Origin of the sequence: Oxalobacteraceae sp. CFBP 8761 (assembly GCA_014841595.1) — a bacterium.
Lineage (GTDB): Bacteria > Pseudomonadota > Gammaproteobacteria > Burkholderiales > Burkholderiaceae_D > Telluria.
This window is the reverse complement of sequence record JACYUE010000004.1, coordinates 302174-318974: the sequence shown is the minus strand read 5'-3', so window position 1 is coordinate 318974 and position 16801 is coordinate 302174. Positions and strand designations below refer to the sequence as shown.

General features: G+C 59.5%; 27 protein-coding genes and 1 pseudogene. 27 read left to right on the top strand and 1 reads right to left on the bottom strand.

All coding sequences use genetic code 11. The annotated features are described in order from the left end of the window. Window positions 1-2: 2 nt before the first annotated feature. The 25 genes and pseudogenes from rpsS (at window position 3) to dsbD (ending at window position 13873) form a co-directional block, all read left to right on the top strand. Window positions 3-278 carry a 30S ribosomal protein S19 gene (gene rpsS, locus IFU00_21045; GenBank protein ID MBD8544769.1) on the top strand — a complete coding sequence of 92 codons (276 nt, stop codon included), beginning with the start codon at window positions 3-5 and terminating at the stop codon, window positions 276-278. After that, complete coding sequence (rplV, locus tag IFU00_21040) at window positions 275-607, top strand: 50S ribosomal protein L22 (protein MBD8544768.1); 333 nt, start codon at window positions 275-277, stop codon at window positions 605-607. The genes rpsS and rplV overlap by 4 nt, the downstream gene beginning before the upstream one ends. A gap of 11 nt (window positions 608-618) precedes the next feature. Continuing rightward, window positions 619-1458 (top strand): 30S ribosomal protein S3, encoded by an 840-nt coding sequence (gene rpsC / locus IFU00_21035; protein MBD8544767.1) that lies wholly within the window; start codon window positions 619-621, stop codon window positions 1456-1458. 2 nt (window positions 1459-1460) lie between these two features. Further along, window positions 1461-1880 (top strand): 50S ribosomal protein L16, encoded by a 420-nt coding sequence (gene rplP, locus IFU00_21030; GenBank protein MBD8544766.1) that lies wholly within the window; start codon window positions 1461-1463, stop codon window positions 1878-1880. 12 nt (window positions 1881-1892) lie between these two features. Further along, window positions 1893-2084, top strand: a complete 192-nt coding sequence (rpmC, locus tag IFU00_21025; protein ID MBD8544765.1) for a 50S ribosomal protein L29 — start codon at window positions 1893-1895, stop codon at window positions 2082-2084. Next, a complete protein-coding gene (gene rpsQ, locus IFU00_21020) occupies window positions 2081-2353 on the top strand; it encodes a 30S ribosomal protein S17 (protein MBD8544764.1) in 273 nt (90 codons plus the stop codon). The genes rpmC and rpsQ overlap by 4 nt, the downstream gene beginning before the upstream one ends. A 232-nt stretch (window positions 2354-2585) precedes the next feature. Beyond that, window positions 2586-2954, top strand: a complete 369-nt coding sequence (rplN, locus tag IFU00_21015; GenBank protein ID MBD8544763.1) for a 50S ribosomal protein L14 — start codon at window positions 2586-2588, stop codon at window positions 2952-2954. A 9-nt stretch (window positions 2955-2963) separates the two neighbouring features. Continuing rightward, complete coding sequence (rplX, locus tag IFU00_21010) at window positions 2964-3278, top strand: 50S ribosomal protein L24 (protein MBD8544762.1); 315 nt, start codon at window positions 2964-2966, stop codon at window positions 3276-3278. Between the two features lie 6 nt (window positions 3279-3284). Next, the gene (gene rplE, locus IFU00_21005) at window positions 3285-3824 is read left to right on the top strand and encodes a 50S ribosomal protein L5 (protein ID MBD8544761.1); all 540 of its coding nucleotides are present in this window, start codon (window positions 3285-3287) and stop codon (window positions 3822-3824) included. 5 nt (window positions 3825-3829) lie between these two features. Then, window positions 3830-4135 (top strand): 30S ribosomal protein S14, encoded by a 306-nt coding sequence (gene rpsN / locus IFU00_21000; protein ID MBD8544760.1) that lies wholly within the window; start codon window positions 3830-3832, stop codon window positions 4133-4135. A 14-nt stretch (window positions 4136-4149) separates the two neighbouring features. Further along, entirely contained in the window at window positions 4150-4545 is a 396-nt protein-coding gene (gene rpsH / locus IFU00_20995) for a 30S ribosomal protein S8 (protein MBD8544759.1), read from the top strand. Between the two features lie 10 nt (window positions 4546-4555). After that, window positions 4556-5089, top strand: a complete 534-nt coding sequence (gene rplF / locus IFU00_20990; protein MBD8544758.1) for a 50S ribosomal protein L6 — start codon at window positions 4556-4558, stop codon at window positions 5087-5089. An 11-nt stretch (window positions 5090-5100) separates the two neighbouring features. Beyond that, on the top strand, window positions 5101-5463 hold the full coding sequence (gene rplR / locus IFU00_20985; protein ID MBD8544757.1) for a 50S ribosomal protein L18: 363 nt from the start codon (window positions 5101-5103) through the stop codon (window positions 5461-5463). Window positions 5464-5475: 12 nt separating this feature from the next. Beyond that, window positions 5476-5994, top strand: a complete 519-nt coding sequence (gene rpsE, locus IFU00_20980; protein ID MBD8544756.1) for a 30S ribosomal protein S5 — start codon at window positions 5476-5478, stop codon at window positions 5992-5994. Between the two features lie 11 nt (window positions 5995-6005). Beyond that, complete coding sequence (rpmD, locus tag IFU00_20975; GenBank protein ID MBD8544755.1) at window positions 6006-6185, top strand: 50S ribosomal protein L30; 180 nt, start codon at window positions 6006-6008, stop codon at window positions 6183-6185. 28 nt (window positions 6186-6213) lie between these two features. After that, window positions 6214-6645: a 50S ribosomal protein L15 gene (rplO, locus tag IFU00_20970; protein ID MBD8544754.1), complete on the top strand. Its 432-nt coding sequence runs from the start codon at window positions 6214-6216 to the stop codon at window positions 6643-6645. Window positions 6646-6673: 28 nt separating this feature from the next. Beyond that, entirely contained in the window at window positions 6674-8008 is a 1335-nt protein-coding gene (secY, locus tag IFU00_20965) for a preprotein translocase subunit SecY (GenBank protein ID MBD8544753.1), read from the top strand. A 21-nt stretch (window positions 8009-8029) separates the two neighbouring features. Beyond that, window positions 8030-8238 (top strand): annotated as a pseudogene (gene infA, locus IFU00_20960) (translation initiation factor IF-1). Window positions 8239-8277: 39 nt separating this feature from the next. Next, entirely contained in the window at window positions 8278-8391 is a 114-nt protein-coding gene (rpmJ, locus tag IFU00_20955; protein ID MBD8544752.1) for a 50S ribosomal protein L36, read from the top strand. 16 nt (window positions 8392-8407) lie between these two features. Continuing rightward, entirely contained in the window at window positions 8408-8773 is a 366-nt protein-coding gene (rpsM, locus tag IFU00_20950) for a 30S ribosomal protein S13 (GenBank protein MBD8544751.1), read from the top strand. A gap of 14 nt (window positions 8774-8787) precedes the next feature. After that, window positions 8788-9192 carry a 30S ribosomal protein S11 gene (gene rpsK / locus IFU00_20945; GenBank protein ID MBD8544750.1) on the top strand — a complete coding sequence of 135 codons (405 nt, stop codon included), beginning with the start codon at window positions 8788-8790 and terminating at the stop codon, window positions 9190-9192. Between the two features lie 249 nt (window positions 9193-9441). After that, a complete protein-coding gene (gene rpsD / locus IFU00_20940) occupies window positions 9442-10065 on the top strand; it encodes a 30S ribosomal protein S4 (GenBank protein ID MBD8544749.1) in 624 nt (207 codons plus the stop codon). A gap of 302 nt (window positions 10066-10367) precedes the next feature. Beyond that, window positions 10368-11345 carry a DNA-directed RNA polymerase subunit alpha gene (gene rpoA, locus IFU00_20935; GenBank protein ID MBD8544748.1) on the top strand — a complete coding sequence of 326 codons (978 nt, stop codon included), beginning with the start codon at window positions 10368-10370 and terminating at the stop codon, window positions 11343-11345. A gap of 135 nt (window positions 11346-11480) precedes the next feature. Continuing rightward, window positions 11481-11876, top strand: coding sequence for a 50S ribosomal protein L17 (gene rplQ, locus IFU00_20930; protein MBD8544747.1), 396 nt, complete (start codon window positions 11481-11483; stop codon window positions 11874-11876). Between the two features lie 125 nt (window positions 11877-12001). Beyond that, on the top strand, window positions 12002-13873 hold the full coding sequence (dsbD, locus tag IFU00_20925) for a protein-disulfide reductase DsbD (GenBank protein MBD8544746.1): 1872 nt from the start codon (window positions 12002-12004) through the stop codon (window positions 13871-13873). 42 nt (window positions 13874-13915) lie between these two features. Here the strand turns inward: dsbD and IFU00_20920 are convergent, their stop codons facing one another. After that, window positions 13916-14449 carry a Spy/CpxP family protein refolding chaperone gene (locus tag IFU00_20920; protein MBD8544745.1) on the bottom strand — a complete coding sequence of 178 codons (534 nt, stop codon included), beginning with the start codon at window positions 14447-14449 and terminating at the stop codon, window positions 13916-13918. Between the two features lie 196 nt (window positions 14450-14645). On the opposite strand from IFU00_20920, the gene IFU00_20915 reads away from it, so the two are divergent. Further along, window positions 14646-15374, top strand: coding sequence for a response regulator (locus IFU00_20915; protein MBD8544744.1), 729 nt, complete (start codon window positions 14646-14648; stop codon window positions 15372-15374). Then, window positions 15371-16726, top strand: a complete 1356-nt coding sequence (locus IFU00_20910; GenBank protein ID MBD8544743.1) for a HAMP domain-containing protein — start codon at window positions 15371-15373, stop codon at window positions 16724-16726. Before IFU00_20915 ends, IFU00_20910 begins: the two co-directional genes overlap by 4 nt. The last annotated feature ends 75 nt before the right edge of the window (window positions 16727-16801 follow it).

Sequence of the window (16801 nt, the reverse complement as noted above, 5' to 3'; positions counted from 1 at the left end):
AAATGACTCGTTCATTGAAAAAAGGGCCGTTTATTGACGCCCACCTGGTGAAAAAAGTCGAAGCCGCGCAAGCGAACAAAGACAAAAAGCCAGTCAAAACCTGGTCGCGCCGCTCGACGATCTCCCCAGACTTTATCGGTCTGACGATCGCTGTTCACAACGGCAAGCTGCACGTTCCTGTGTACGTGTCGGAGAACATGGTCGGCCACAAGCTCGGCGAGTTCGCGCTGACCCGTACGTTCAAGGGCCACGCCGCTGACAAGAAGGCGAAAAAATAATGGAAACTAAAGCTATCCTCAAAGGCGTGCGCCTGTCGGAACAAAAAGGCCGCCTGGTGGCCGATCTGATCCGCGGCAAGAAAGTTGACGCAGCACTCAACATTCTGCAATTCAGCCCAAAAAAGGGCGCGACGATCATCAAGAAGGTTCTCGAGTCGGCGATCGCCAACGCGGAACACAATGATGGCGCGGACATCGACGAACTGAAAATCGTTCAGATCTATGTCGAAAAGGGCCCGATCCTGAAGCGTTTCACGGCACGTGCAAAAGGCCGCGGCGATCGTATTTCTAAACAATCCTGTCACATTTACGTGACTGTCGGTAACTAAGGAGTCACAGAATGGGTCAGAAAATCCACCCTACCGGCTTCCGCCTGGCGGTCACCCGTAACTGGTCGTCGCGTTGGTATGCTGGTAACGGCAACTTCGCAGCCATGCTGCTGGAAGACCTGGAAGCACGCGCTTTCCTGAAAAAGAAGCTGAAGAACGCTTCGGTCGGTCGCATCGTCATCGAGCGTCCTGCCAAGAACGCGCGTTTCACCATTTACTCGTCGCGTCCTGGTGTCGTGATCGGTAAAAAAGGCGAAGACATCGAAGTGCTGAAGTCGTCGCTGGCGAAGATCATGGGCGTGCCAGTGCACGTCAATATCGAAGAGATCCGCAAGCCTGAGATCGATTCGCAGCTGATCGCCGATTCGATCTCGCAACAGCTCGAAAAGCGCATCATGTTCCGTCGTGCAATGAAGCGCGCGATGCAAAATGCAATGCGTCTGGGCGCTGTCGGCATCAAGATCATGTCGTCGGGTCGTCTGAACGGCATCGAAATCGCACGTACCGAATGGTACCGCGAAGGTCGCGTGCCACTTCACACCCTGCGCGCCGATATCGACTACGGCACCAGCGAAGCATCGACCACGTACGGCATCATCGGCGTCAAGGTCTGGGTCTACAAGGGCGACCGTTCGGTCACCGGCGAAGCACCAGTCATCGACACCCCGCCGGACGACAAGAAGCCACGCGGCCCACGTCGTGACGATGGCAAGCCATCGCGCGGCCCACGCCCAGCAGGCGGCGCACGTCCAGCCGCAGCGCCAGTTGTCCGCGCTCGTCCAGCTGTCAAGCTGGCGACCCCGGCTGCCGCTGCACCTGCTGCTGCCCCAGCTGAGAAAGCAGGAGAATAAGCATGCTGCAACCATCGCGCAGGAAGTATCGTAAAGAGCAGAAAGGCCGTAACACCGGCATTTCGCACACCCGCGGCACCGCGGTCTCGTTCGGTGAATTCGGTCTGAAGGCAGTTGCCCGCGGCCGTATCACTGCACGTCAGATCGAAGCGGCACGTCGTGCCATGACCCGTCACATCAAGCGTGGCGGTCGTATCTGGATCCGTATCTTCCCGGACAAGCCGATTTCGAACAAGCCAGCTGAAGTTCGTATGGGTAACGGTAAAGGTAACCCAGAATACTACGTCGCTGAAATCCAGCCAGGCAAAGTCCTGTATGAGATGGACGGCGTTGATGAAACCCTGGCGCGCGAAGCATTCCGCCTGGCCGCTGCCAAACTGCCACTGGCTACCACGTTCGTGGTTCGCCAGGTCGGTCAATAACAGGAGTTGTATATGAAAGCATCGGAACTCCGCGGCAAGGACCAGGACGCGCTGCAGAAGGAGCTGAACGAGCTGCTCAAGGCCCAATTCGGTCTGCGCATGCAAGTCGCCACCCAGCAGCTCGGGAATACCTCGCAGCTCAAGAAAGTACGTCGCGATATCGCGCGTGTGAAGACTGTGATGAACACGAAGGAAGCCAAATGAACGACACCACTAAAACGGCGCTGAAGCGTACGCTGGTCGGTAAAGTCGTGTCCGATAAAATGGACAAGACGGTAACCGTACTGATCGAACGTCACGTCAAGCATCCGCTGTACGGCAAGATCATCGTGCGCTCGAACAAGTATCACGCGCACGACGAAGCGAACGAAGCGAAAATTGGCGACACCGTCGAGATCGCAGAAGGTCGCCCGATCTCGAAGACGAAAGCCTGGACGGTCACCCAGGTGCTGTTGGTAGCACCAGTCCTCTAAGCTTTAAAAATTGTCTTGCGTGGCCCGCTGGTATCTGAGATACTAGCGGGCTTCGTTCATGTGTTGCCGCAGTTTGTCCCCCTCGGCAAGTGCGGCCTGTAACGAAAGCGTTATTGGAAAGTCCAATCACCCAATCGTGGTGCTCCAGCAGGGGCGTTACGGCGGGACCAAGACTGACCGCAGGCCCACAAATTGTGGGGTTTCTTCGGCTTAAGTTGGGAAAGAAAATACTATGATTCAAACCGAAAGCCGGCTCGAAGTAGCCGACAACACGGGTGCAAAGGAAGTTCTGTGCATCAAGGTGTTGGGCGGCTCGAAGCGCCGTTACGCGAGCATTGGCGACATCATCAAGGTCACCGTTAAAGTCGCAGCCCCACGTGGCCGCGTCAAAAAAGGTGAAATTTACAATGCCGTGGTTGTGCGCACCGCAAAAGGTGTGCGTCGCCCGGATGGTTCCCTGGTCAAGTTCGACGGCAATGCCGCTGTCCTGCTGAACGCCAAGCTGGAGCCAATCGGTACCCGTATCTTCGGACCAGTGACGCGCGAGCTGCGCACTGAAAAGTTCATGAAGATCGTGTCGCTGGCACCTGAAGTTCTGTAAGGATACGACATGGATAAGATTCGTAAAAACGACGAAGTCATCGTTCTGGCCGGGAAAGACAAGGGCAAGCGCGGTGTCGTTCAACAGCGTGTAGACGCTGAACACGTCATCGTCGAAGGCGTCAACGTCGCTAAAAAAGCGACCAAGCCTAACCCGATGACCGGTGTTACTGGTGGTATCGTCGACAAGACAATGCCGATTCACGTGTCGAATGTCGCGCTGTTCAACGCAGCGACCGGCAAGGCAGATCGCGTTGGCTTCAAAGACCAGGACGGCAAAAAAGTCCGCGTCTTCAAGTCGAGCGGCGAAGTAGTGAAGGGGTAAGAATAAATGGCCCGTCTCCAAGCAATTTACAAAGAAAAAGTCGTCGCCGAGCTGACCGAGAAATTCGGTTACAAGTCGGTGATGGAAGTGCCACGTCTGACCAAGATCACCCTGAACATGGGTCTGTCGGAAGCAGTCGCTGACAAGAAGATCATCGAGCACGCCACTGGCGACCTGACGAAGATCGCCGGCCAGAAGCCAGTGATCACCAAGGCACGCAAGGCAATCGCTGGTTTCAAAATCCGCGAAGGCTACCCGATCGGCACGATGGTGACCCTGCGCGGCGCCCGCATGTACGAATTCCTGGACCGCTTCATCACCGTGGCTCTGCCGCGCGTGCGTGACTTCCGCGGTGTCAATGGTAAATCGTTCGATGGTCGCGGCAACTACAACATCGGTGTCAAGGAACAGATCATCTTCCCAGAGATCGACTACGACAAGATCGATGCACTGCGTGGCATGAACATCTCGATCACCACGACTGCTAAGACCGACGAAGAAGCCAAAGCGCTGCTCGCCGCCTTCAAATTCCCGTTCAGGAACTAAGAGCAATGGCAAAACTTTCACTGATTAACCGCGAAAAGAAGCGTGCAGACCTGGTGGAGAAATTCGCCCCGAAGCGTGCCGCTCTTAAAGCGATCATCGACGACCAGTCGAAGACGGAAGAAGAACGCTACGAAGCGCGTCTGAAGCTGCAGGCTCTGCCGCGCAATTCGGCACCGACCCGTCAGCGTAACCGCTGCGCCATCACTGGCCGTCCACGTGGCACTTTCCGTAAATTCGGTCTGGCACGTACTAAACTCCGCGAATTCGCCATGAAGGGCGAAATTCCTGGTATGACCAAAGCAAGCTGGTAATAGGAGAATATGCAATGAGTATGAGCGATCCTATCGCCGATATGCTGACCCGCATTCGCAACGCACAAGTTGTTCAGAAAACCACGGTCGCAATGCCGTCGTCAAAAGTCAAGGTTGCTATTGCCAACGTCCTGAAGGACGAGGGTTACATTGAGGATTTCGCTGTCACCTCCGAAGGTGGTAAAGCGGAACTGAAAATCGGTTTGAAGTATTACACTGGCCGTCCGGTCATCGAGCGCCTTGAGCGTGTTTCCCGTCCTGGCCTGCGTATCTACAAAGGTAAAGACGAGATCCCAACCGTCATGAACGGCCTGGGCGTGGCAATCGTGTCGACCCCGCAAGGCGTCATGACTGATCGCAAAGCGCGCGCTACCGGTGTCGGTGGCGAAGTGATTTGCTACGTGGCTTAAGGAGTAGACGATGTCTCGAGTAGCTAAGATGCCTATCGCCGTCCCTGCCGGTGCCGAAGTCGCGATCAACGCGTCGTCGATCACCGTCAAGGGCCCGCTGGGCTCCCTGACCCAGGCCCTGAACGGCCTGGTCAAAGTGGAAAACAACAATGGCACGCTGACCTTCGACGTAGTCGATGATTCGCGTGAATCGAACGCCATGTCCGGCACCCTGCGTGCTCTGGTCAACAACATGGTAACCGGCGTGACCAAGGGCTTCGAGAAGAAGCTGAACCTGGTCGGCGTGGGCTACAAGGCAGCAGTGCAGGGCAACGCCCTGAACCTGTCGCTGGGCTTCTCGCACCCGGTGCTGCATGCAATGCCGGAAGGCGTTACTGCAGCAACTCCGACCCCGACCGAGATCCTGATCAAGGGTATCGATCGTCAAAAGGTCGGCCAGGTTGCCGCTGAAGTTCGCGCTTACCGCTCGCCTGAGCCTTACAAAGGCAAGGGTGTCCGTTATTCGGACGAAGTGGTGAAGCTTAAAGAAACCAAGAAGAAATAATCGGAGCTGACATGGACAAGAAAGAATCACGTCTGCGTCGTGGACGTCAGACCCGCATCAAGATCTCGCAGCTGGGCGTGAACCGTTTGTCGGTTCACCGCACCAACCTGCATATCTATGCGAACCTGATCAGCCCGGACGCAAAAGTACTGGTGTCGGCTTCGACTCTGGAAGCTGAAGTGCGCGCCGAGCTGGCAGGTCAGACTGGCGCCGGCGGCAACGCTGCAGCAGCCGCTCTGGTCGGCAAGCGCGTCGCAGAAAAAGCACTGAAAGCAGGAATCACCGAAGTCGCGTTCGATCGCTCCGGTTTCCGTTACCACGGTCGGGTGAAGGCGCTGGCGGAAGCCGCGCGTGAAGCCGGTCTGAAGTTCTAAGGAAGAATCGTCATGGCAAAAATGCAAGCGAAAATGGCAAGCGACAAGCCGGATGATGGCATGCGCGAGAAAATGATCGCGATCAACCGCGTGACCAAAGTGGTCAAGGGTGGTCGTATCATGGGTTTTGCAGCGCTGACCGTTGTCGGTGACGGCGATGGCCGCATCGGCATGGGCAAAGGCAAGTCGAAGGAAGTTCCAGTCGGCGTGCAAAAAGCGATGGAAGAAGCCCGCCGCAACCTGATCAAGGTGCCACTCAAGAACGGTACCCTGCATCACACCGTGTCCGGTCGTCACGGCGCCTCGCGCGTCATGATGATGCCAGCTAAGCCTGGTACCGGCGTGATCGCTGGTGGCGCAATGCGCGCTATCTTCGAAGTGATGGGCGTGACGGACGTGGTCGCTAAATCGACCGGCTCGTCGAATCCATACAACCTGGTGCGCGCAACTCTCGACGGTCTGTCGAAAATGAGCACTGCTTCCGACATCGCCGCCAAGCGTGGCAAGTCGGTCGAAGACATCCTGGGTTAAGGGGAAATCACATGGCTAACACCGTTAAAGTTCAGCTCGTCAAGGGCCTGATCGGTACCCGTCAGGATCACCGTGCCACCGTGCGCGGTCTGGGTCTGCGTCGCGTTAACTCGGTCTCCGAGTTGCAAGACACCCCGTCCGTGCGTGGCATGATCAACAAAGTATCGTACCTCGTGAAAGTGGTTTCGTAAGCCCTCGGGCTTGCGAACGGAGAAATCAATGGAACTCAATACCATTCAACCAGCTGACGGCGCCAAGCACTACAAGCGTCGCGTCGGCCGCGGTATCGGCTCCGGCATCGGCAAAACTGCCGGCCGTGGTCACAAGGGTCAAAAGTCGCGTTCGGGCGGCTTCCACAAAGTCGGCTTCGAAGGCGGTCAAATGCCTCTGCAGCGTCGTCTGCCAAAGCGCGGTTTCAAATCGCTGAACGCAACGTTCAAGGCTGAAGTGCGTCTGTCCGATCTGAACAACCTGGCCGTCGGCGAAGTCGACATCCTGGTGCTCAAAGCGGCTGGCGTTCTGTCGGTTCTGGCACGTGACGTGCGCGTCATCCTGTCCGGCGAGATCACCAAAGCGGTGAACCTCAAAGGCCTGAAAGTGAGCGCCGGCGCTAAAGCGGCAATCGAAGCAGCTGGCGGCTCGGTCGCGTAAAGCGATCGCTGCCTGATCGGAGCAAAAATTGGCGACTAATTCACAACTTGGTAAAAGCGCCGCTTCCGGATTCCCATGGGCCCGGCTGTGGTTTTTGCTTGGCGCGTTGGTCGTGTACCGCATCGGTGCTCATATTCCGGTCCCCGGAATTGACCCGGTGCAGCTCGCTGCGCTGTTCAAGCAGAACGAAGGCGGCATCCTGGGCATGTTCAACATGTTCTCGGGTGGCGCCTTGTCCCGCTTTACCGTGTTCGCGCTCGGCATCATGCCTTATATTTCGGCTTCGATCATCATGCAGCTCGCATCGATCGTTTCGCCGCAACTCGAGGCGTTGAAGAAAGAGGGCGAGTCCGGCCGCCGCAAGATTACCCAGTACACCCGTTACTTCACGGTTGCGCTGGCACTCTTCCAGGCGTTCGGTATCGCTGTCGCGCTCGAAGCGCAGCCTGGCCTGGTCATTGACCCTGGTCTCGGCTTCCGTTTCGTCACCATCGTGACCCTCTTGACCGGCACCATGTTCCTGATGTGGCTGGGCGAGCAAATTACCGAGCGTGGTCTTGGCAATGGCATTTCGATCATCATCTTTGCCGGCATCGCAGCAGGTTTGCCGTCGGCGCTGGGTGGCTTGTTCACCCTGGTGTCGAACGGTTCGATCGGCAGCTTCTCGGCCATCCTGATCGTTCTGCTGATCGCTGCGGTGACGTATGCGGTGGTGTTCGTGGAACGCGGACAGCGCAAGATTCTGGTTAATTACGCGAAACGTCAGGTCGGCAACAAGATCTACGGTGGCCAAACCAGCCACCTGCCCTTGAAGCTGAACATGGCAGGCGTGATCCCGCCGATCTTCGCGTCGTCGATCATTCTGTTCCCGGCGACGATTGTCGACTGGTTCACCCGTGGCAAGGATTCCAGCGGCCCGGTGATCGGGTTCCTGAAGGATCTGGCGGCGTCGATGGCGCCGGGCGAACCAATCCACGCGTTGCTGTATGCGGTGGCGATCGTGTTCTTCTGCTTCTTCTATACCGCGCTGGTATTTAACAGCAAGGAAACGGCGGACAACTTGAAGAAAAGTGGCGCGTTTGTACCGGGCATCCGTCCGGGTGATCAGACCGCTCGCTATATCGACAAGATCCTGATGCGCCTGACCCTGGCTGGTGCTGTCTACATCACCCTGGTGTGCCTGGTGCCGGAGTTCATGACCGCCCAGTGGAAGGTTCCCTTCTACTTCGGTGGCACGTCGCTCCTGATCATCGTTGTGGTGACGATGGACTTCATGGCACAAGTACAGAACTACGTCATGTCGCAGCAATATGATTCACTGCTGCGCAAGGCGAACTTCAAGGGTGGCGTCCCGACGCGATAAGTAGTCGGGTGCATGGCGCGAATGGCAGAAGACGATGTCATCCGAATGCAAGGGGAGGGTCGAAAGACTCTCCCAAACGCGACGTTCCGCGTGAAGCTGGAAAACGAAATGTGAGCCTGGGGTCGATCTCGGGTAGAATGCGTGTTCGCTTCTGCCCGCGTGACCCGGTAATGGTGAAGTTGACCCCGTTATCGAGGTCCCGGGCCCGCATCGTATTCGGCACCAAGTAAAAACACATCATCAAGTAAACGAACCGAAGAGAGTGCAAAATGAAAGTTAACGCTTCAGTCAAGCGGATCTGCCGCAACTGCAAGATCATCAAGCGCAAGGGCGTGGTCCGTGTGATCTGCGTCGAGCCGCGTCACAAGCAGCGTCAAGGTTAATTTCGAGGAATAACGAATGGCACGTATTGCAGGGGTTAACATCCCAAATCATCAGCACACTGTTATCGGCCTGACGGCGATCTACGGTGTTGGCCGTCCGCGTTCGCAGAAAATCTGCGACGCAACCGGTATCGCGACCACCAAAAAAGTCAAGGACCTGGACGATAACGAACTCGAGAAGCTGCGTGACGAAGTCGCGAAGTTTGTCGTGGAAGGCGATCTTCGCCGCGAACTGTCCATGAACATCAAGCGTCTGATGGACTTGGGCTGCTACCGCGGCATGCGTCACCGTAAGGGCCTGCCGGTCCGCGGTCAGCGTACCCGCACCAACGCGCGTACCCGTAAGGGCCCGCGTAAGGCAGCTCAATCGCTCAAGAAATAATCTAGGAACCGACTATGGCCAAGCAACAAAGCAGCGCGGCAGCAGCGCGCGTCCGCAAGAAAGTCAAGAAGAACGTTGCCGAGGGCATCGCCCACGTGCACGCGTCCTTCAACAACACGATCATCACGATCACCGATCGTCAGGGCAATGCTCTGTCGTGGGCAACTTCCGGCGGCGCCGGCTTCAAGGGTTCGCGCAAATCGACCCCGTTCGCAGCGCAGGTTGCTGCCGAAGCTGCTGGCAAGGTCGCTCAGGAATCGGGCGTGAAGAATCTGGAAGTGCGTATCAAGGGCCCAGGCCCAGGCCGTGAATCGGCTGTGCGCGCACTGAACAACCTCGGCATCAAGATCACCGAGATCCAGGACGTCACCCCAGTTCCACACAACGGTTGCCGTCCACCAAAGCGTCGCCGTATCTAAGTTGCAGGGGAGGGCGGTTCGCCGCCAGCCCATGTACTTGGTAATCGATGCTCGGGGCGCATAGCCCCGTTGTGTTTTCAAGAAAAGCCGGTGCAGTTGCCCGTAAATGGGATATACTGCCCGGCTCTTGTCGCCTGCTGCTCTAGCGGTGGGTGATGCAAGCCACGTCCGGCCTGACTTTCCAGAGCTGGACTAGCGCCTGGGTGCTTCTGCACTCTGGGGCGTGATCAATTATTAAAGGAATCTAACGTGGCACGTTATATCGGACCAAAAGCAAAACTGTCGCGCCGTGAAGGCACTGACCTGTTCCTCAAGAGCGCACGTCGCTCGCTCGACTCGAAGTGCAAACTGGACATCAAGCCAGGCCAGCACGGTGTCAAGTCGGGTGCCCGCACCTCGGACTACGGCAACCAACTGCGCGAAAAGCAAAAAGTCAAGCGCATGTACGGCATCCTGGAACGCCAGTTCCGTCGCTACTTCGCAGAAGCTTCGCGTCGCAAGGGTAACACCGGCGAAACGCTGCTGAAGCTGCTGGAAGCGCGTCTGGACAACGTGACGTACCGCATGGGTTTCGGTTCGACCCGCGCTGAAGCACGTCAGCTGGTCAGCCACAAAGCCTTCACCGTCAACGGTCAGGTCGTGAACATCGCTTCGTACCAAGTCAAGACCGGCGACGTCGTCGCTGTTCGTGAAAAGGCCAAGAAGCAAGTACGTATCGCTGAAGCCCTGTCGCTGGCTGAGCAAATCGGTTTCCCAAGCTGGGTGTCGGTCGATGCCAAGAAGCTGGAAGGCACCTTCCGTTCGTTCCCAGAGCGTAACGAAATCGCTGCTGACGTCAACGAAGCGCTGATCGTCGAACTGTACTCGCGTTAATCGACCGTGTCAGAGCCGGCTTTGCCGGCTCCCAGCGGTCGACCCCGCGCAGGCGGGGATCCAAGTTTGCCGGCTAGATCGAGCAGCTTGGGTTCCCGCCTACGCGGAAACGACGGAGTGGTTGTGCAAGCGCAGCGATCCCGGATCGGCACTTGCAAAGAGCAGCGAATTCTCTGGAATCAAAGTTTCCTCCTCACCGTCGTAACCCAATTCGTTTTACCGCCTGCTCCGGCAGGCGTTTTCCATCAAGCCATCAGCCTTATCGGTGTAACGAGCCGAGGGTATTGAAAAGGACTACGTTCATGCAAAATAGTTTGTTGAAGCCACGTATCATCGACGTCGAAGCACTGGGCGCCGGCCACGCGAAAGTCGTGATGGAGCCGTTCGAGCGTGGCTATGGCCACACCCTCGGCAACGCACTGCGTCGCGTGCTGCTGTCGTCGATGGTTGGCTACGCGCCGACCGAAGTGACGATCGCTGGTGTCGTGCATGAATACTCGTCGCTCGATGGCGTTCAGGAAGATGTCGTCGACCTGCTGCTGAACCTGAAGGGCGTGGTCTTCAAAGTCCACAACCGTGACTCGGTCAACCTGACCCTGAAAAAGGAAGGCGAAGGCCCAGTCCTGGCATCGGACATCGACCTGCCGCACGACGTCGAGCTGGTCAACCCGGATCACGTGATCGCTCACCTGACCGCCGGTGGCAAGCTGGACATGCAGATCAAGGTCGAAAAAGGCCGTGGCTATGTGCCAGGTAACGTCCGTCGTCTGTCGGAAGACACCAACAAGACCATCGGCCGCATCATCCTGGACGCTTCGTTCTCGCCAGTACGCCGCGTGTCGTACGCTGTTGAATCGGCCCGTGTCGAACAGCGTACCGACCTGGACAAGCTGATCATCAACATCGAAACGAACGGCGTCATCACGCCAGAAGAAGCGATCCGCCAGTCGGCCCGCGTCCTGGTCGATCAGCTGAACGTGTTCGCTGCTCTGGAAGGCACCGAAGCCGCCGCGGAAGCGCCATCGCGCGCACCGCTGGTCGATCCGATCCTGCTGCGTCCAGTCGACGACCTGGAACTGACCGTCCGTTCGGCCAACTGCCTGAAAGCAGAAAACATCTACTACATCGGCGATCTGATCCAGCGTTCGGAAAACGAACTGCTCAAGACGCCAAACCTGGGCCGCAAGTCGCTCAACGAAATCAAGGAAGTCCTTGCTTCGCGTGGCTTGACCCTGGGCATGAAACTCGAAAACTGGCCACCAGCCGGCCTCGAGAAGTAATCAGAGTTTTTTGTCGCACCCCGCCCGGACGCGTTGTCCAGGCGGATTTAACCCGAACCGGTCCGCGGACGTGCCCTTGTAGAAGGGCACGAACGATCGAAGAACTGGCATTGAAAACACCCGAAAGGAATTACCATGCGTCACCGTCACGGCCTTCGTAAGCTGAATCGTACCTCGTCCCACCGTCTGGCAATGCTGCGCAACATGACTGTTTCGCTGCTGCGTCATGAAGCCATCAAGACCACCGTCCCAAAAGCCAAGGAACTGCGTCGCGTCATCGAACCGATCCTGACCCTGGGCAAGACCGACACCCTGGCAAACAAGCGCCTGGCCTTCGCTCGCCTGCGCGACCGCGAAATGGTCCTGAAGCTGTTCGCTGAGCTGGGTCCACGCTACGCAAACCGCAACGGCGGCTACCTGCGTATCCTGAAGATGGGTTTCCGCGTTGGCGACAATGCACCAATGGCTTACGTTGAACTGCTGGATCGTCCAGAAGTGACTTCGGAAGAAGAAGCACCGACCGCCGAGTAATCGACTGTCGTTGAAAAGACCAGGCTTCGGCCTGGTTTTTTTTCGCCTGTCGATCGAGCCTCCTCTGCGCACCTTTGGCAGCCGGTGTACCATGCCCGTGCCTTATTACAACTGACTCGACCTCCATGCCCCGATTCCCTGCACGGCACTGGCTTGCTGCCTGCCTGACGCTGTTTGCCTTTTTCACGCTGTTTGCCGCCGCGCCTGGCCGCGCAGCCGAGGAATTTCTCGATCCTGCCATCGCCTTCAAGTTCGAAGCACGCATGGCCGATCCGCAGACTGCCGAAGTCACGTACACGATCGCGCCGAAGTACTACATGTACCGCGAACGCTTCGCCTTCAAGTCGAGCAATCCTGCTGTCAAGCTGGGCGCGCCATCCATTCCGCCGGGCACCGTGAAGTACGACCAGACGTTCGAGAAGGACGTGGAAACCTACAAGGGAACATTGACGATCCGCATTCCGGTCGAGGGTGACGGCGCGTTCACGTTGACTGCCACCGGCCAGGGCTGCGCCGATGCCGGCCTGTGCTACCCGCCGCAGGATCATACCGCCAGCCTGAGCGCGGGCAAGGGCGGCGCAGCCCCACCGGCGCTGCCGATCGGCGCCGCAGCGCCGCAGGGCGGCATATCGACACCGCTGTCGTCCACGCCAATGGCAGAGAGCGCCCCGACCGCGCCAGCCGCCGCCGCCGCCATCGCCACTTCGCCAGTCCCGGCAGGACCACCAGCACAATCCGACCTCTCGAACATCGCCGGCATCCTCGGCGGCGGCAGCCTGCTGGCCATCATCCCCGCGTTCATCCTGCTGGGCCTGGGCCTAGCGTTCACGCCATGCGTGCTGCCGATGGTGCCAATCCTGTCGTCGATCATCGTGGGCGAAGGCAAGAACGTCAGCCGTGCGCGCGGCTTCCTGCTGTCGGTAACGTATTCGCTGGGCATGGCGATCGTCTACACGCTGCTGGGCGTGGCCGCAGGCCTGGCTGGCGAGGGCCTGGCCGCAGCCCTGCAGAATCCGTGGGTGCTGGGCACCTTCGCGCTGCTGATCGTGGCGATGTCGCTGTCGATGTTCGGTTTCTATCAGTTACAACTTCCAGGCGCATTGCAGACCAGTCTGAGCAATGTGTCGAACCGCCAGCAGTCCGGCAAGCTGGCCGGCGTGTTTGCAATGGGCGCCATTTCGGCGCTGATCGTCGGCCCCTGCGTGGCCGCGCCACTGGCCGGCGCGCTGGTCTACATCAGCCAGACGCGCGATGTGTTCCTGGGCGGCGCGGCGCTGTTCTCGATGGCGGTGGGTATGAGTATTCCGCTGCTGCTGGTGGGCGTATCGGCCGGCTCGCTGCTGCCGCGCGTGGGTGCGTGGATGGAGTCGGTCAAGCGCCTGTTCGGTGTGCTGATGCTGGCCATGGCGATCTGGCTCGTTTCGCCCGTGATCCCGCCGGTCGCGCAGATGTTGCTGTGGGCCGCGCTGCTCTTGGGCTACGGCTTTTATCTGCTGCGTCACACGCGCCACTGGGCGTCGATGGCCTTTGGCGCCGCGTTCGCGCTGATGGGCGGCATGCAACTGGTGGGCGTGGCCAGCGGCGGGCGCGATGCGTTCGCACCCCTGGCGCACCTGAACGGTACGCCGCAGCATCACGGGCTGGTGTTCACCCGCATCAAGACGGTCGATCAGCTCGACGCGGCCCTGGCCGCCAATGCCGGCAAGACCGTCATGCTCGACTTCTATGCGGACTGGTGCGTGTCGTGCAAGGAGATGGAGAAGTTCACCTTCGTCGATCCGAAGGTGCAGGCCAAGCTGGCCAATACTGCGCTGCTGCAGGTTGATGTGACCGCCAACGATGCGGCCGACAAGGCAATGCTCAAGCGCTTCGGCCTGTTCGGACCGCCGGGCATCATCCTGTTTGACGATCAAGGCAAGGAGATTGCCGATAGCCGGGTGATCGGCTACCAGAATGCAGAGAAGTTTTCGACGTCGCTGGAACGTCTGGACAAATGAACGCCGGCGGCGTGGGCCGCCGGCTTCAGGTGAGGCAAGCGCTTATGCGTTGGCGCGATGCTGCTGATGATGACGCCCGCCCTTGCGGTGCTGGGCCTGTGCATCGAACGTCTTGCGCTGCTCTGGCGTGAGTACCGCGTAGAAGCTGTTCAGGGCGGTGAGGCGCGATTCCATCTTCGCGGTGCGCGCTTTCTGCATCGCGATCTGCTTTTCCATGCGTTGCGGCGCGCTCAGGCTGGCCCAGGCGGCGCGGTCGCCGCGCCCGGCGCGCTCACCGTGCTTTACAGGCGCGCGGCTGGCGACGAATGCATCCCAGGCCGGCTTCTGTTGTGCCGTCAGGTTCAGCGATGCCTGCAGCTTGGCCTGATGCTCGGCGCGCTTCTGCGCCATCTTTGCGTGACGCTCGCCTGCCTTGGCTTGCCACTCGGCCTTCTTGGCCAGGCGTTGTTCCGCCGTCAATGTCGATGCCTGGCGGCCCTCGGCCGGGGCGGCGCTCTGGGCCTGGGCACCGACGGTGGCGCCGAACAGGCCGGCAGCGGTGAAAGCGATCACGAGGTGTTTGCGAAGGGTGTTCATGGTAGGTCCTTTGTGTGAGAGTCTGGTGAAGTGCATCCGAAACGCTCGCTGCACAGGACCCATCCTGGGTCAAAACTGTAACCATGGGATTTCCCCTGCCGGGCACTTTGTATCCATATGTTTCGCGCCTGTCGGCATATACACAGCGATACAAATACTTCCGCCGGTCTTGTCATAAATTCGGATAATTGCGGTTATGGATAATCCCTCTACGATTCTGATCGTCGACGACGACCGCGACATCCGCACGCTGCTGGCCGACTACCTCGAGTCCAACAGCTACCGGACGCTCGGCGCCGCCGACGGCACCGCGATGTGGAAGACGCTCGACGAAACGCGTCCCGACCTCATCGTGCTCGACCTGAACATGCCTGGCGACGATGGCCTGACGCTGTGCCGCAAGCTGCGCGCCACGTCGAGCCTGCCCGTCATCATGCTCACCGCCCGCAACGAACCGCTCGACCGCATCCTGGGTCTGGAAATGGGCGCCGACGACTACCTGCCGAAACCGTTCGAGCCGCGCGAGCTGCTGGCGCGCATCCGCAGCGTGCTGCGCCGCTCGCACGCGATGCCATCGAACACGCCATCCGAAAACGTGCAGCAGATGCGCTTCTCGGGCTGGACGCTCGACCTGACTGCGCGCCACCTGCTCAACCCGGACGGCATCGTCATCATGCTCTCGGGCGCCGAGTTCCGCCTGCTGCGCGTATTCCTCGAGCACCCGAACCGCGTGCTCAATCGCGACCAGCTGCTCAACCTCACGCAGGGCCGCGACGCCGATCCGTTCGACCGCTCGATCGACATCCAGATCAGCCGCCTGCGCCAGAAGCTCGGCGAAGACGCGCGCATGCCGCAGATTATAAAGACCGTGCGCAACGGCGGCTACGTGCTGGCCGGCCAGGTCACCGTGGAGCCGGTGGCGTGAAAGCCTTCTTCGGGTCGATGACCGGGCGCGTGTTCCTCACGCTGCTGCTGGGCATTCTGACCTCGGCCGCGCTGACGCAACTGGCGGCCGACTACCAGCGCCTGCGCGACTTCGAGAACCAGCGCGATGCGCACGTGCTCGAACGCGCCGAGCAACTGATCATGGCCACCGAGATCGTCCCGGCGTCGGCCCGCTCGATCTACCTCGACGTCGCCAACCGCCCGGGCCTGCAGCTCCAGGTGGGCGACATGCCGCCGGACGCGGCGCCCCTGACGCCGTTTGCCGCATCGCTGGCCAAGCGTCTGGGCAAGGGCTATCTGGTGGCCTCACGCGCCACGCGCCCGACTGCCTGCGGCGTCGTCCAAACGCAGCCCGTGATGTACGGCTTGCTGAGCATGAAGTGGGAGGGCGCCTGCGAGTCGATCGATGTGCGGCTGCGCGATGGCGCCGAACTGCAACTGTCGGTGTTGCCACCGCGGCTGGTCGGTGAGGATGTCGACACGAGCATCATCCTCGGGATGTTCCTGGTCAGCATCGCGGTGCTGGCCTACTTCGTGGCACGCATGACCGCGCGCCCGTTCAAGCAGCTTGCGCAAGCCGCGCAGGATCTGGGGCAAGACATCAACCGCGCGCCGCTCGACCTGGTCGGCGCGATCGAGATCCGCCAGGCCAGCGCTGCCTTCAATGCGATGCAGGCACGCATCCGCCAGTACATCTTCCAGCGCACGCAGATGCTGGCTGCGATCACGCACGACCTGCAAACGCCGCTCACGCGCATGCGCCTGCGACTCGAGAAGGTCAGCGACACCGAACTGCAGGACCGCCTGATCGGCGACCTGTCGGCGATGCAGGAAATGGTGCGCGAAGGCCTGGTGCTGGCGCGCAGCATGGACACGACCGAGACGATGCAGATGCTCGATCTCGATTCGCTGCTCGAAGCCGTGTGCGCCGATGCGACCGATGCCGGCCAGACCGTGACGCTGGCCGGCAAGGCCTCGATCGCGGTGCTGGGCCGGCCGATCGACATGCGCCGCTGCCTGGTCAACCTGATCGACAACGCGGTCAAGTACGGGCGCGATGCACGCGTCTGCGTCGACCGCACCAATGGCACCGCGCGTATCCGTATCCGCGATAGCGGACCGGGCATTCCGCGCAGCGAGCTGGTGCGCGTGTTCGACCCGTTCTACCGCGTAGAGACATCGCGCTCGCGCGAATCGGGCGGCACCGGCCTGGGCCTGACGATCGCACGCAATATCACGGAGCAGCACGGCGGCAGCATCAGCCTGGCCAACCATTCGGAAGGCGGACTGGAAGTGACGCTGATGCTGCCCACGTATTACCCGAACAAATAGCAAAAAAAACCAACAAGCAAAATAAAGCCGTAACGACAGTGTGGGACAATGCGCGCGCGCAATGACCACATCAAC